This window comes from Polaromonas sp. CG_9.11 (genome assembly GCF_015752225.1).
Lineage (GTDB): Bacteria > Pseudomonadota > Gammaproteobacteria > Burkholderiales > Burkholderiaceae_C > Polaromonas.
The window spans coordinates 67,289-82,211 of record NZ_JADOVE010000005.1; the positions used below are offsets into that span (position 1 = coordinate 67,289).

At 60.1% G+C, this 14,923-nt stretch carries 14 protein-coding genes and 1 pseudogene; 7 read left to right on the top strand and 8 right to left on the bottom strand.

The features are described from left to right. Positions 1-20 precede the first annotated feature (20 nt). On the top strand, positions 21-485 hold the full coding sequence (locus IWX85_RS05875; protein WP_036813614.1) for a TerB family tellurite resistance protein: 465 nt from the start codon (positions 21-23) through the stop codon (positions 483-485). A 68-nt stretch (positions 486-553) separates the two neighbouring features. Here IWX85_RS05875 and IWX85_RS05880 read toward each other — a convergent pair whose 3' ends face one another. Next, a complete protein-coding gene (locus IWX85_RS05880) occupies positions 554-970 on the bottom strand; it encodes a TerB family tellurite resistance protein (RefSeq protein WP_196869085.1) in 417 nt (138 codons plus the stop codon). A gap of 38 nt (positions 971-1,008) precedes the next feature. Next, on the bottom strand, positions 1,009-1,356 hold the full coding sequence (locus IWX85_RS05885) for a hypothetical protein (RefSeq protein WP_036810225.1): 348 nt from the start codon (positions 1,354-1,356) through the stop codon (positions 1,009-1,011). Positions 1,357-1,461: 105 nt separating this feature from the next. Between IWX85_RS05885 and IWX85_RS05890 the strand changes: the two genes are divergently transcribed. After that, positions 1,462-2,349, top strand: coding sequence for a LysR family transcriptional regulator (locus tag IWX85_RS05890; RefSeq protein ID WP_196869086.1), 888 nt, complete (start codon positions 1,462-1,464; stop codon positions 2,347-2,349). 114 nt (positions 2,350-2,463) lie between these two features. Here the strand turns inward: IWX85_RS05890 and IWX85_RS05895 are convergent, their stop codons facing one another. From IWX85_RS05895 to IWX85_RS05905, 3 genes are all read right to left on the bottom strand, one after another. Then, complete coding sequence (locus tag IWX85_RS05895) at positions 2,464-2,865, bottom strand: SirB2 family protein (RefSeq protein ID WP_036810220.1); 402 nt, start codon at positions 2,863-2,865, stop codon at positions 2,464-2,466. Positions 2,866-3,007: 142 nt separating this feature from the next. Continuing rightward, positions 3,008-3,271, bottom strand: coding sequence for a DUF2249 domain-containing protein (locus tag IWX85_RS05900; protein WP_036810218.1), 264 nt, complete (start codon positions 3,269-3,271; stop codon positions 3,008-3,010). 88 nt (positions 3,272-3,359) lie between these two features. Further along, complete coding sequence (locus IWX85_RS05905) at positions 3,360-5,636, bottom strand: nitric-oxide reductase large subunit (protein ID WP_196869087.1); 2,277 nt, start codon at positions 5,634-5,636, stop codon at positions 3,360-3,362. Between the two features lie 216 nt (positions 5,637-5,852). Here IWX85_RS05905 and IWX85_RS05910 point away from each other — a divergent pair, with 216 nt between their 5' ends. From IWX85_RS05910 to IWX85_RS05930, 5 genes and pseudogenes are all read left to right on the top strand, one after another. Beyond that, positions 5,853-6,344: an Rrf2 family transcriptional regulator gene (locus tag IWX85_RS05910; RefSeq protein WP_196869088.1), complete on the top strand. Its 492-nt coding sequence runs from the start codon at positions 5,853-5,855 to the stop codon at positions 6,342-6,344. 202 nt (positions 6,345-6,546) lie between these two features. Further along, positions 6,547-7,947: a copper-containing nitrite reductase gene (gene nirK, locus IWX85_RS05915; protein WP_196869089.1), complete on the top strand. Its 1,401-nt coding sequence runs from the start codon at positions 6,547-6,549 to the stop codon at positions 7,945-7,947. A gap of 205 nt (positions 7,948-8,152) precedes the next feature. Beyond that, a pseudogene (locus IWX85_RS05920) lies at positions 8,153-8,626 on the top strand (type IIL restriction-modification enzyme MmeI); the annotation flags it as partial. A gap of 60 nt (positions 8,627-8,686) precedes the next feature. Continuing rightward, positions 8,687-9,307: a class I SAM-dependent methyltransferase gene (locus IWX85_RS05925; RefSeq protein ID WP_196869091.1), complete on the top strand. Its 621-nt coding sequence runs from the start codon at positions 8,687-8,689 to the stop codon at positions 9,305-9,307. A 233-nt stretch (positions 9,308-9,540) separates the two neighbouring features. Next, a complete protein-coding gene (locus tag IWX85_RS05930) occupies positions 9,541-9,891 on the top strand; it encodes a hypothetical protein (protein ID WP_196869092.1) in 351 nt (116 codons plus the stop codon). Between the two features lie 35 nt (positions 9,892-9,926). Here IWX85_RS05930 and IWX85_RS05935 read toward each other — a convergent pair whose 3' ends face one another. From IWX85_RS05935 to ettA, 3 genes are all read right to left on the bottom strand, one after another. Continuing rightward, entirely contained in the window at positions 9,927-12,269 is a 2,343-nt protein-coding gene (locus tag IWX85_RS05935; RefSeq protein ID WP_196869093.1) for a DUF1631 family protein, read from the bottom strand. An 88-nt stretch (positions 12,270-12,357) separates the two neighbouring features. Beyond that, positions 12,358-12,906 carry a DUF1415 domain-containing protein gene (locus IWX85_RS05940; protein WP_036810199.1) on the bottom strand — a complete coding sequence of 183 codons (549 nt, stop codon included), beginning with the start codon at positions 12,904-12,906 and terminating at the stop codon, positions 12,358-12,360. 123 nt (positions 12,907-13,029) lie between these two features. Beyond that, a complete protein-coding gene (gene ettA / locus IWX85_RS05945; RefSeq protein ID WP_036810195.1) occupies positions 13,030-14,691 on the bottom strand; it encodes an energy-dependent translational throttle protein EttA in 1,662 nt (553 codons plus the stop codon). Between the last annotated feature and the right edge of the window lie 232 nt (positions 14,692-14,923).

The window sequence follows — 14,923 nt, forward strand, 5'->3', positions numbered from 1 at the left end:
CCATTTTTTTGGAAAAACCCATGCTCAGAACCCTCAAAGATTTGTTTGACGCTTTTACTGGTCCGGCCGGGGAAAGCGCCCAGGCGCGCGACCATGCCCTCAAGCTGGCCACCGCCGTGCTGCTGGTGGAAGTGATGCGCGCCGACCCCGCCAGCCATGCCGAAGAACGCCAGGCAGTGCTGTCCAGCCTGCGTGAAAAGTTTGCGCTGCTTGACGAAGAACTGGCACTGCTGGTCGAACTGGCGGACCTGACCGCGCGCAATGCCTCGGACTACCACCAGTTCACCACGCGCGTCAACGACAGCCTGGGGCATCCGGAAAAAATCCGCATGGTGGAGCACATGTGGCAGATCGCTTATGCCGATGACCATCTGCATGCGAACGAAAACCACCTGATCAGCAAGATCGCCGGACTGTTGCACGTCACCCACGGCGAATACATCGGTGCCAAGCTTCGGGCCAAGGAAACAGTCAACGTGGCCTGAAGGCGTCTTCCAGGGCCGGGTCTCAGGCGGCACGCTGCCATGCGGTTTCTATTTTTCGGACTTTGGTTTCACTGGGGGGCGGCTTGGAGCGCTTGCCGGGGCAAGCCCCATTGCAGCAGGGCGGCGGCCAGCACCACCGACTCGCTGTCGGCCAGGCAATGGTCGGCCTTGACCAGGGAAATGCACAGCGCCATCACCAGGCTCTGAAGCGCGGGGTTGTCCACCTCGCCCAGCACCTGGCGCAACGGATCGGGACGGACTTGTGACAGGTCGGCCCAGCACATGCCGGCTGAAAACGCCATCAGGTCTTCACAAAAGGTATGCACCACCGCATGCAGTTCGGTGCGGCTCAGGCCAAGTTGCGCATGCACGTCGAGCCGTTCGAGCAGGGCCAGCTCCGAAGGGCACTGGTGGCCATCTGCCAGCATGGCCAGGGCCAGAATCCGGGCGGCGGCTTGTGGGCTGTTGCGGGGATAGCTGCGCATGGGGTGTTCCTTGGGTGTCGGTGGAGGGATGGAAAGCGTCAGAGGTCGGTGGCGAACAGTGCCTGGCGCGGCTGCATGCGCTCGCGCACCTGGCTGCGCTGCACGCTGCGAACGATGCGCCGCGCTGCCCGGGCCAGCGCGCCTTCGAGCGCTGCGCGCCAGTTGGCGGCTGTTGCGGTGCTGATGATGCGGCCGCTGCCCTGCGTGGTGAACTCGACCTGGCAGCGCTTGTCAATGCCGCCGCGCGGACCGTTCACATCCGACAGCCGGATGTTTGCCTGCGGCACCAGCCAGCTCAAGCGGCGCAGCACGAAACGGACGCGCTGCTCGGCCAGGGCCTGGAATTGACGGCCTTCGGTGTCGCGGGATTCAAAAATGACTTGCATCGCAGTGCTCCAGAGGTGGGGATTAAAAAAGAAATCAAGAATAGGGGTTGGATTTATTCCTTAAAAGCAGATAATTATTGAATAAAACTTCTGAAAAACCTGACAATGAGCATTCTCTTCAGCTACCGGCATCTCTACTATTTCTGGGTGGTTGCCAAGGAAGGCGGCATGGTGCGGGCCGCCGAACGCCTGGGCATGGCGGTGCAGACCGTGAGCACGCAGGTGCGCGAGCTGGAGCGCTCGCTGGGTTTTGCACTGCTCAAGCCCGCCGGGCGCGGCCTGGCGCTGACCGAAGCCGGCCTGGCCGCCATGCGCCAGGCTGAGCAGATATTTCAGCTGGGCGAACAATTGCCGGCGGCGCTGCGCGAGGCCACCGGTTCGCCGGCCGTTCGGCTGACGCTCGGCGTGTCCGACACGCTGCCCAAGCTGGCTGTCAGGCTCCTGATGCAGCCGGTCATGCAGGCGCCGGGCCTGCGGCTGCTGTGCCATGAAGACAAATTCGATGACCTGCTCGGCGACCTGGCACTGCACCGGCTCGACGTGGTGCTGGCCGACCGGCCGGCGCCGTCCAGTCCCAACCTCAAGCTGTACAGCCATTCGCTGGGCTCGTCCACGCTGGCCTGGTATGCGCCGCCGGCCTGGCAGGCAGCGGCGCTGCAGGACTTTCCACGCTCGCTGGCCAGCGTGCCGGTGCTGCTGCCGAGCGGCCACGCCGACGTGCGCACCGCGCTCGACCTGTGGTTTGAACGGCTGGGCATCCGGCCCCACATCGTGGGCGAGTTCGAGGACAGCGCGCTGCTCAAGACCTTTGGCGCCAGCGGCATGGGCGTTTTTCCGGCGGCCGAGCTGGTGCATGAAGAACTGACCAGCCGCTATGGCGTGGCGCGTGTTGGCGCCTGTGATGGCGTGGCGGAGCATTTCTTTGCCATTGCCGCGCACAAGAAAGTGCTGCATCCCTTGGTCCGGATGCTGCTGGACGGGCCGGAAAAGTGAGGCCGTCAGCCCGTCAGGTCCAGCTTTTCAATGCAGCTTTTCAATTTTAATTTGATAGCAAACTATTGATACGGATATTGCGGAAATGCCATTTTTTACCTGAAAATCGGCCCTTCAGCCGCCCAATCCCGCAGCCTGCCACACCACATCCGCCTGCCGCGTCCGCGCCACTGCCACGATGTAGGCAAAGGTGGCCAGCGCCGCCAGCAGTGCAAACGTCCGCACGCCCCGGGTCTTGCCGCGCTTGAGGGCGATGGTGCCCAGCACGACGTAGGCCACCAGCGCCAGCACCTTGGCCGTCAGCCAGTTCTGCACAAACGGGTACTGGCCGCTCCAGAAGACCAGCACCAGCGCCGACGCCAGCAGCAACGTATCGACGACGTGCGGCACGATTTTCACCCAACGCCGCTGCAGCATTGGCGAGTCCAGCAGCATCCACAGTCCCCGCAGCAGGAAAAAGCTGCCACTCAGAAAGGCGAAGGTGATGTGCAGGTGCTTGATGGCGAGGTAGTTCACGGGCGGGTCCGGTGAGTTCGTTTGTGGGGACTGAAACCGCAAAACAGCACTACCAGGTCAGCCTGTCTTTAACCTGCGTCCTGGCACCTTGCGGACGGGATGGGAAAGCTGTCATTCTAGAAGCGCAGCCCTGCGTGCGACGTCAGGCGACCACCTTGAAATCAATCACGATCTCGCCCGGCTGGCGCTGGACATACGTGATGGCCACGCCGGCACCGAAGCGGGCGTTGATCTGCGACAGCAGCGGCAAGGGGTCGTGGTCGTTGCAAAAGCGCATGGTTTCGCCGGACTGCAGCGAATCGAGCGCACCAAAAATGGCGGCATGGCGAAAGCGCTTGGCAACGCCGCGCGCATCAAAGGGATAGACGCCTTCGGACATCACAGGAAGGGAGCAGTTGTGGCTCATGAAGATTCTCCTGGAGGATTTCAAAGGAATGAAAAGATGATGGCTGAAGAGGCCATGATGGCCGGCCTCTTCAGCAAACTCCAGGCGCTCAGGCCCGTTTGGTCAGGCTTGCACCCGCCAGCACCGGCTGCTTGTTTCCGCCGGTCAGCAGGCGGATGGCAAACCAGGCCAGGAACACGGTGCCGATGGCAAACACGATGTCGCCCGGAACGCGCATCCACACCAGGGTTTCCATGATGGGCGAATGCACAAACTCGGCCGAACGGGCAAACCACATGCCCTGGGTGATGCTGGCCCAGGCCTGGTAGATGCCGGCGGGCACGAGCGAGATGAACACCATCATGCCCAGACCGATATTGAGGCACCAGAACATAGGCGCCAGCAGCTTGTCGGACCAGGCATGGCGTGGCGACAGGCCGCGCAGGCAAAACAGCAGCAGGCCGATGCCCAGCATGCCGTAGACACCGAACAGCGCGGCATGCCCATGGGCTGCCGTCATGTTCAGGCCCTGCATGTAGTACAGCGCAATCGGCGTGTTGATGGAAAAGCCCAGCAAGCCGGCGCCGACGACGTTCCAGAATCCCACGGCAATGAAGCACAGGATGGGCCACTTGTAGGCTTGCACCCAGGGCGCCGACTTGGAGCGCTGGTAGTTGCGATAGGCTTCGACGCCAATCATCGCCAGCGGCACCACTTCGAGCGCCGAGAACATCGCGCCAATCGCAATCACGAAGGTCGGCGTGCCGGTGAAATACAGGTGGTGTAGCGTGCCCAGGATGCCGCCGAACAGGAACACGATGGTTTCCAGCACGATGGCGGTGTTGGCGGTGGCGGCATGGATCAGGCCCAGGCGGGTGAACAACAGCGCAATGACGGCGGTGGCAAACACTTCGAAGAAGCCTTCGACCCACAGGTGGACCAGCCACCAGCGCCAGTACTCGACCATCGAGTAATGGGTGGTCTGGCCCCAGGTCAATGACGTGGCGTAAAAGCCGCCGATGCACAGCGCGGCCAGGAACACCATGGCGATCAGGCCGCGGCTTTCCGACGGCTTCTTCAGCGCGGGCAGGAGTCCGCGACCGAGCAAGGTGACCCAGAACAGCAGGCCGATGAATAGCAGGATTTGCCAGACGCGGCCCATGCTGGTGAATTCAAGGCCCTGGTTGCCGACCCAGAAGCTGAAGTCGGTGCCCAGGTGCTGCAAGGTGCCGATCCAGCCGGTGACGGTCGAGCCGACGACGATGAACAGCAGCGCATAAAACAACACATCGACGCCGAGCTTCTGGTACTTGGGCTCATGGCCGGAAATGGCCGGGGCAATGTAAAGACCGGTGGCCAGCCAGGCGGTGGCAATCCACAGCACGGCAAATTGCGTGTGAATGGTGCGGCTCACGGTGAACGGCAGGATCTCGCCCAGCGGGAAGCCGAAGAAGCTCTGGCCTTCGACTGCATAGTGGGCGGTGATGACGCCCATGCCGACCTGCGCCAGGATCAGGCCGATCACCACGTAGAAATACTTGCGCGTGGCCTTCATCGACGGCGTCGGCTTCAAGTCAAACAGCGGATCGGTCTTGGCGGGCTTCGGATCACTCTCTTCCTTGGAAGTCGAGTGGTAAAAAATCATGCCGGCAATGGCCGCGATCATGAAGATGATGCTGGCAATCGACCAGATGCCCGCGCCGGCGGTGGGCGTGTTGTCCACCAGCGGCTCATGCGGCCAGTTGCTGGTGTAGCTGATGTCGGTTTCGTTCGGCCGGTCCGTGGCGGCGGACCATGAGGACCAGAAAATGAAGGCCGGAAGCGCTTTCAGGTCGTCCGCGTCAGGCAGCAGGCCTGAACTCATGGCGTACTGCTCGCGCAGCTTGTCGAGCGACGGCGCATCGCCGAACAGGTCGGTGTAGTGGCGTGCGACCTGCTGCACGGCCTCGGTGCGCTCGGGCGACAGGGTGATGGCGCCGGTGGCGGCGTCATAGGTGTTGCCGCGCATCTCGACCTTGAGCCGGGCGTTGAGTTCGGCCTGCTGGCCGACGCTCAGCGCCTCGAAGGTCTTGCCGAAATCGCGTTGTGCCCAGACGCCGCGCAAGGCCAGTGCCTCGCGGTGCAGCCAGTCGGCCGACCAGTCGGGCGCTAGGTAGCTGCCGTGCCCCCAGACCGAACCGAGCTGCTGGCCGCCGGCCGAGAGCCAGGCTTTCTGGCCGCGCTGGACCTGTCCTTCGGAGAACAACACCGTTCCCTGGGTGCTGATGACTTGTTTGGGAACCGGCGGTGCTGTCAGGTAAATCTCTGTTCCGACCCAGCCCAACACGGCAAAGGACAGCACACAGATGACAGCAAGCCAGGTCCAGAGTTTGCGCGTTGCTTGCATGGCAAATTTCCTTGGTGGTTACGGTTGAAAAATTCGAAAACACTTCAAACTTATTAAAATGCATTCTAATTGCATCTTTTAAAAAGATGAAACATAAATACATATTTATTCCTTGGCTGGTTGAAAATATCTGGCCATCTCTAAAATCGCGCTGGTGTTCAACGCTGCTGGCCTGACGCGTTGCCTTCGTTTTCCCCACCGGATCCTCATCACGCCATGCGACTGACCACCTACACCGACTACGCCCTGCGCACCCTGATGTACCTTGCCGCCAACCGCGACCGGTTGGTGACCATTCAGGACATTGCCAATGCCCACAACATTGCCAAAAACCATCTGACCAAGGTCGTGCACCAGCTCGGCATTTTGGGCGAGGTCGAGTCGTTGCGGGGCCGCAACGGCGGACTCAGGCTGGGCAAGGAACCGTCGCTCATCAACATTGGCGCCGTGGTGCGCAGCACCGAACCCGATTTCTACATGGCCGAATGTTTCGATCCCGCCAAAAACCACTGCATGCTGACGACCGCCTGCAAGCTCAAGGGCGTGCTGTACAGCGCCACGGCTGCCTACCTGGCCGTGCTTGATGGCGTGACGCTTGAAGACCTGATGGCCCAGGGCGGCAGCCGTATGGAAAACCCTGCCACATTCCAGTCGATCCCCATCCTGAGGCAGCCAGCGCCACCGCCCGGCAGAAGAAAAACGGGTTGAAAAGCCCATGCGCCCAGCGCGCCCGATAGGTTGACTTGGATCAAATTAAAACATTCATTTAATATCTATGATTAATCCAGGCAGGCCGATGAATCTGAGACACACAACCACTGCATTTCGCACCATTCGGGTGGCGGCACGGGGAAAGCAAACCACTGGCCTGCTTTTGCGTTAGACAACAACGTCATTCAAGGTGATAAAAATGAAAGTTACATTCCTGAAAAATGCGGTCGCAGCTGCGGTCGTCAGTGTTGCAAGCCTGTCAGCCAGCTTTGCCGCCACCCCCCATGGCCAACACGACACCGGCGTCAAGGCCATACCCAACGTGACTTTTACCCTGCGCACCGACATTGCCGACGGCAAGCTGGTGTTTATCGGCGAAACCGGCGCCATCAAGGGCAAGGTCAATCCGCAACTGGCCGTGGCAGAAGGCGCCATCGTGCAGATCAACCTGATCAATGGCGACGGTGCGACGCACGACATCAGCGTGCCTGACTTCAAGGCGTCATCAAACCAGCTCAACACCAAGGGCGCCAGCACCACCATCGTGTTCCAGGCCAACAAGAAGGGTGAATTCAAATACATCTGCACGTTGCCAGGCCATGTGCAGGCCGGCATGATCGGCCAGATCATGGTCGGCGACGGCGCCCCCACACCCAAGGCGCTAGGTGCAGAAGTCTCGCGCAGCCCGATGGAAGTCAGCACGCCGATAGGCGCCCGTGGTCCGCAAAGCCTGACGGTGGACCTGGAAACCACCGAAGTCCTGGGTCAGCTGGATGACGGAACCACCTATAAATACTGGACCTTCAACAACAAGGTGCCCGGTCCCTTCATCCGCGTGCGCCAGGGCGACACCGTGACGGTGAACATGGCCAATGCCGCCGACAGCAAGATGATCCATTCGGTCGACTTTCATGCCGTGACCGGCCCTGGCGGCGGCGCAGCGGTGACGCAGGCTGCACCCGGCACCAGCAAGAGCTTCACCTTCAAAGCGCTCAACCCGGGCCTGTTTGTGTACCACTGCGCCACGCCGATGGTCGCCCAGCACATTTCCAACGGCATGTACGGCATGATCCTGGTCGAACCCGAAGGCGGCCTGCCCCAGGTAGACCGCGAGTTCTATGTCATGCAGGGTGAGCTCTACACCGCCCAGGCGCACGGCACGCAGGGAGAAAACGAGTTTTCCCTTGAAAAAATGCTGAAGGAGCAACCCGAGCACATGATGTTCAACGGCACGATGGGCGCGCTGACCAAGACACACCGCATGGAAGCAAAAGTTGGTGAAACCATGCGTATTTTCTTCGGTGTCGGCGGCCCCAATGCCACGTCGAGCTTCCATGTGATTGGCGAAGTGTTCGACCGGGTCTACAACCTGGCCGACCTGACATCGCCGCCACTCAAAAACGTGCAAACCATCAGCGTGCCGCCTGGCGGCGCATCGATGGTCGAGTTCAAGGTGGAAGTGCCGGGCCGCTACATCCTGGTGGACCATGCCTTGTCACGGCTTGAAAAAGGCCTGGCTGGTTTCCTGTACGTGACCGGTCCTGAAAATCATTCGGTGTTCCATACCGCCGAAAAAATGGATCCGAATTCAGGGCATTGAACCAAGGGGACGGCAGCCTGCCCGCCTTTCGCTTCAGGAGGGGGCAGGCCACTTTGAAAGCGCGGCAGTTTTTGGCGCGCTTTTTCATGCATTCAAACAAAAATCAACATTAAATAAGCTTTCGGCGCAAGCAGTACGGGCGCAGGCAGCTATCAAATAAGAAGCGAAGTCTTTTACTCCACATGCGTCCTTCTTTACTGAGTCCTCATTGACCGACCTGTACGACAGGTTGACCATGCCGCCTGGGCTGGTCAAGGTGCAGCAAGAGTTCGACGCCCTCGTGGACGCGGCCTGTACGCTGGAAGGTGGCAAGAAAACAAGGAAGAACGACGCCGCGCAGGTCGCCTTTCTGTTCAGGCTGTGCCGGGAGCAGACCAGCCGGCTGCCTGCCCGAAAAAGCCAAACCCAGGCGTCAAGCAAAGGGCGTTTGAGCCTACAGAATGCGGGTTTATGCTTCGCTGAACCGACCTGCGTGGCCACCAAAAAACCATTTCCAGATACGATACAAACCATAACAGGTATGAAAAAAACCAAATCACGAACCAGTTCCCGTCTGGCCGACGCCTTTATTCCCAAGGTTCGGCATCGGATACCGGCGGAGCTTTTATGCCAATCAGGTGTTTGCCCTGGCCTGGTCAGGCCGTGGGGCGGTTCAGCGGGAGCTGGCAGTGCTGTCTGAAGCGGGCTTGCTCACTGTCGGCAAGCCAGCCAACCCGAAGCACTTGCAAGCCAACACCGCATGACGTCCTGGTACGACCGCTACATCCTGCCGCCGGCGCTGGACTTTGCCTGTGGCCTGCCCATGATCAGCCGCCAGCGCCAGCTCATCGTGCCGCTGGCGCGGGGCCGGGTACTGGAAATCGGCATTGGCACCGGGCTGAACATGCCGTGGTATGACAAAACCCGTGTCACCCACATCACTGGGCTAGACCCGGCACTGCAGTTGCATCCGCGGGCGCGCGAGCGCATCGCCGAGGCCGGGCTGGAGGTGGAACTGGTGGGCCTGTCGGCCGAACAGATCCCACGGCCCGATGCGAGCTTTGACACGGTACTGGTCACCTACACGCTGTGCACAATTCCCGACCCGCTGGCGGCGCTGCGGGAAATGCGTCGGGTGCTGGCACCTGGTGGACAGTTGCTGTTTTGCGAGCACGGGCGAGCGCCCGATGCATCGGTGCGGCGCTGGCAGGAGCGGCTACAGCCGCTGTGGGGCAAAGTAGCGGGCGGCTGCCATTTGGGGCGCGACATTCCGGCCCTGTTGCATGAGGCTGGCTTCACTCTGGCGGACCTGCACACCCGCTACCTGCCCGGTCCCCGGCCCTTCACCTTTCACTACTGGGGTGAAACGATGCCAGGGTGAGCCCTGCCGTCGCAGGTCAACGCATTGCTCGGACGCTGTAAATTTTTAAGCGGCCTGTAGAACACGGCGAGCCTGGAAGCAGCCAACGACTCGCTGCGTAGGGCTTTCAAACATCGTTATATGGTCATTCACAGCCTGGTGTAATTTGGCTTGGGTTCGCAGGGCAATTCGCCTGGCCATCTCCTGCTTCAATTTAGCTGCGGTCTGTAGCCAAGCAGGCAGGGAAGCTCGATTTGGTCCATTCGTTCAACGACCCAAGCCTTCACAACCCAAGCCTTCACAACCCAAGCGTTTGCGACGCGGCGCCGAGGACGAAAATTCTCGCCTGGCTGCTTTGGTTTAACCCTGCGCGGCTCCATTCAACCCTGGCCTGCATCAGATCAACACAGCTTGGGGAAAACCGGCTTGCGGCTCAGGCCCACCGCGCCGGTTCCTGGGGATGGATTTGGGATGCGGAATTCGTGGGCAAGCTCAACTCAAACACCATGGAAAGCGCGCAAGCGAAGGGGATGATTAACTTTACAACACCGGCTGGCAGTGTCGGCATGATGAGGCTCTCTTCGCGCAGTGATGGTCATCCGTAGACCGCATCAATCGCGTTTGCGTTTCAAAACAGGCCTCAGTCAAGCTGAAATTTGCCCTTGTCCTGCACGCTATTTTGCATGGCCGTGCGTGCAACGCTGTCGAGCGCGCCCTCGACCACGCCTTGCTGGCTAACAATCTTGACCAGGTCCAGCATGAGCAGGTTGCGCAGGACGCGGGAGGTCATCGAATGTTTGCGCCCTCCCTGGCTGGTGAACATGAACAGGGTGCCCAGGGGGCTGACCCAGGTCAGTTCCGCGCGCAGCCACTGCATGTCCACAAGCAGGTCAATCCAGTCGCCCAGGTCAAGCTCTATTTTCCCGTTAAGTTCGGCCTGGGTGGCAAGGCCTCTGTCTTCAGGCTCTGACAGGCTGGCTTCGGTCCATGTCTGTGTCGGATCGTCCTGGTCATCCATGAAACCGGAGTTCTGAACCTCTGACGGCGCCAGCCACAACGGCATCGGATCGGAATTTTCGACAAACATCCTGCCCAGCGAATGGCTGCTTTTTTCAGGCTGTGCTGACAGGCCGGACATCGCCTTGAGTGCGGCACGGTGGACCAGCATGAGTTCATCGAAAAACGGCCGGGACTGCTCGACCGGAAAATCGATGGACATCAGCCCCTGCCGGAGCGACTCAAGCAGATCCGGGATCAACGAGAGGAGTCGTCTGCGATGCCTCGAGGCCTGCTCGACATTCAGGCTCCAGAGAACACCGTCCAGCGTCAGCTTGAATGTCGATGGGCCGCTGTCGGAAGTTTTTCCCAGCACGGCCAGCCGCTCCTGGGCCAGGACCTGCGACCAGGGTCCGGTGAGGAAGGCCGTGATGAGGCGGTTGTCGTCGATGAAATCGGGACGGGCCCTGATTTCAGCGGCGATCTTGACGGCCATCAGGTTACGTTGTTCGGCCTGGAGAAGGGACTGGACCGCAAGGCGTTGCGCCTTTCGGTTTTCAGGCGTATTGCGGTTTTGCCTGCGTTCGAAATTGTCAAGCAATCTGGCGAAATCCTCGGAATCACCGACCTTCTCGTCTGCGAGCAGGACGGCGACTTCGCGCAGGTGCTGGAAAAATTCCGGAAAGCCGGCTGCCGTTTCGCTCGCATAGCCCAGGCTTGAGCGGGTGATAGCGTCCAGCAGCCTTCTTGCCGGATGGCTTTTGTCGCTGAAAAACCGGGGATCGGTCACCGCCAGTCGCAAAAACGCCGGTTCCGCATTTGCAAGCATTTGCCGGACCGGCGTCAGGAGCCGCTCGTCGCTGGCCATCTGCTCAATCATCAGTCCGACCACTTCAATGGCCAACGACTGGCCCAGCGTCTTGGCATCGGTCTTGAGCCGGGCCCGCAGATTTGCCACCGGCGCCGGGGGCGACGGCCGGGTCAATTTCATCTTGGTAGAAACCAGGCCCATTTCTTCCAGTTCGGTCAGTGCATCGAGCGCGGCAGGCACCGTATGGGAAAAATCCTGTTGGGTCAGTTCTTCAACGCCGAACTCGGAAAAGGAAGTCGGTTCATGGTCCGAATCGTCATAGTCCCCCAGCAGCAGGTGGTGCAGATGGTCCAGCGTGAGCAAGGGCCTGCGCCCGGCAGGCGCTAAAGTGTTTTCCTCCGCAGGCTCGCCTTTGGGAATGTCGATGTGCGCCAAAATTGACGGGTGAGGTGCCGCTTCCACAACTTTTCTGGGCGGCCAGCCGCCTGAAGTCCTGGCTTGTGGAGCACCCATGACCCCATAGGCCGCCGGAGCAATGCCCTGGCCGGCGAGGAAATCATTCAGCAACACATACAGCGACTGAAGTTCCTCGCCCATGATCCTGGCGCCATCGAGCAGCCAGTAGGCCCGCGTCTGGGCTGACACAGGAAGGGACTGCAGCAATTCGATCAAGGCCAGCGCGATGACTTCCGGGCGCAAGGGGTTGCTGTCGGTCTTGACCACCAGCAGTCCCTGCGCGGTGCTCAGGCGTGCAGAGAAACTGGCCAGACCGGCTTCACAGCCCAGTTTGACCAGTTGCTGCATGCGCGCATTTTCCACGGCTTGCTGGACCTGGCTGTCACCCATCAGTTCGAGGTCATCAAAGCTGACCGACGACAGCGAACGGCCGGTGGGGACGTTTTTTTTGCTGGCACTTTTGGGGCTGCCGTCCGCAGCCATGGCCTTTTCCAATCGTTCGGGAAAGCCTTGTTCGATGCTGATCCGGTTCTTTTTGAGGACCGTGATGGCATCCTGAAGCTGGCGTCGATCCCAGGAGTCGGCTGCAACTATGGCGCGCTCGTACATTGCATCCGCAAGCTTGGTGGTCCAGCTATCAATGAAAAAAGGACTCTGCCTGAGGACTTCGTCAACGCATGACTGAAAGGCCGCACTGGGAGCTTGTATTGGGTTCGTCATGGCGTCAACCACCTCACTTCAAACAAAAGTTTGCAAAACAAATCAGCATCCTCGGGCAACAGCCCGTTCTGTTTGGCATGGGTCAAGTTCAAGAATGCGGGCCCAGGCCCAAGGCCTGCCAGCCGGAGTGCCCGAGTTTTTCAAGCGTCCGGATGTTTTCTTCAAAAATGGCTTCGGCACGGGGAAACGACTCCACAGCGCGCTCCATGCTTTCCTCGCGCAGCAAATGAATCATCGCAAATGGCGCGCGGTTGGTGTAGTTGCCAATGTCGTCCGCTTCGGTGCCGTCAAACTGGAACTTTGGATGAAAACTCGCCAGTTGCACCACGCCTTCAAGTCCATGCTCGTCCAGCACGCCTTCGGCAATTTCCATGAAATCGTTGAAATCCAGAAAATCATCAAAGAGCGTCGGGTGGATCAGCAGCGTTGTATCGAGCTCCCCGGCGGGCGTATTGACCAGCCGGTCAAGTTCGCTGTCCAGTTCTTCCAGCAGGTCGTCGGCATGGCGGGCCTGGCTCACCACCAGCCGAACCTGGTTCTTGACATACACCGCCTTGGCAAACGGGCAAAGGTTCAGGCCGATCACCGCTTGTTCAAGCCAGTGACGGGTGGTGGCGAGCACTTTTTCGTCAGTCATAGCAGCAGGCCATCAGGGCATCTTTGTTCAAGCAGGGGTCGTGGAACCGGTTTGACCGGGTCGCAGGCGCAGTCCCCCCTTCGCAGGACAGCAAGCTACACGCAGTGAACGCCGGTGGGGGCATCAATGCAATGCCTTGAAACGCATGCGCTTGGGCTTGGCACCCTCCTCGCCGAGTCGTTTCTTCTTGTCTGCTTCGTATTCCTGGTAGTTGCCGTCAAAGAACGTCCACTGGCTGTCGCCTTCGGCTGCCAGGATGTGGGTGGCGATGCGGTCCAGGAACCAGCGGTCATGGCTGATGACCATGATGGAGCCGGCGAACTCCAGCAGCGCGTCTTCCAGTGCGCGCAGGGTTTCCACGTCCAGGTCGTTCGACGGCTCATCGAGCATCAGCACGTTGCCCCCGGCAATCAGGGTCTTGGCCAGGTGCAGTCGTCCGCGCTCGCCGCCCGAGAGGGTGCCCACGCGCTTTTGCTGGTCCCCACCATTGAAGTTGAAGCGGCCGGCGTAGGCACGGCTGGGCATCTGGAACTTGCCGACATTCAGGATGTCCAGGCCGCCCGAGATGTCTTCCCAGACGGTTTTTTCATTCGCCAGGTCGTCCCGGTTCTGGTCCACGAAGGCCATGCGGACGGTCGAGCCGATCACGACCTCGCCGCTGTCCGGTTTTTCCTTGCCGGCAATCAGCTTGAACAGCGTCGATTTGCCAGCGCCGTTGGGCCCGATGATGCCGACGATCGCGCCGGCGGGAATGGTGAAGCTCAGGTTGTCGATCAGCACGCGGTCGCCAAATGACTTGGTGACGTTATGAAACTCAATGACCTGGTGACCCAGGCGCTCGGCTACCGGAATGAAAATCTCGTTGGTTTCAACGCGTTTCTGGTATTCAAAATCAGACAGTTCCTCAAAGCGTGCCAGCCGTGATTTGCTCTTGGCCTGACGCGCCTTGGGGTTCTGGCGCGACCATTCGAGTTCTTTTTTCAGGGCCTTGGCGCGGGCTTCCTCGCCTTTTTGCTCCAGCGCCAGGCGGTCCCCCTTCTGGCTCAGCCAGGAACTGTAGTTGCCTTTCCAGGGAATGCCATGGCCCCGGTCAAGTTCCAGAATCCATTCGGCGGCGTTGTCCAGGAAGTAACGGTCATGGGTGATGGCGACGACGGTGCCAGGGTAGCGTTGCAAAAACTGCTCCAGCCAGTCCACCGATTCGGCATCCAGGTGATTGGTGGGTTCGTCAAGCAGCAGCATGTCGGGCTTGGACAGCAGCATGCTGCACAGGGCGACGCGGCGCTTTTCACCACCCGAAAGCAGGCCGACTTTGGCGTCCCAGGGCGGCAGGCGCAGCGCGTCGGCGGCAATTTCAAGCTGGTGTTCGGAATCGGTTCCCGCCGTGGCGATGATCGCCTCCAGACGTGCCTGTTCGGTGGCCAGCGCATCGAAGTCGGCATCGGGCTCGCCATAGGCGATATACACCGCTTCGAGTTGTGCCTTGGCAGCAAACACTGCGCCCATGCTGGCTTCGACGCTTTCGCGCACCGTGTGCTCGGGATCGAGCTTGGGTTCTTGCGGCAGGTAGCCGATGTTCAGGCCAGGCATTGGCGTGGCTTCACCTTCAATTTCTCTGTCCAGCCCGGCCATGATCTTGAGCAGGGTCGACTTGCCGGAGCCATTCACGCCCAGCACGCCGATCTTGGCGCCCGGAAAAAAGCTCAGGGACACGTCTTTGAGAATCTGTCGTTTGGGCGGCACGATTTTGCCGACCTTGTTCATGGTGAATACGTACTGGGCCATCAGATCACTTTGTTAAATAAAACGGATAAGGATAAATTGCAGGCCCGCCAGTTGGCAAATGAATGCAAGATTGTGCGGGCTTGGCGGCATGCCTGAGTGCGCCATTAGAGGCGAAATTCAGGCGTTGATCCATTGATTATCGTTCCGTGCAACAATGGCGGGGTTGCAGGGCTCCAGTTGCCTTCAACATTCGGGCACATCCAGGGACAGGTTTAGCAACCCAGCTGTGATG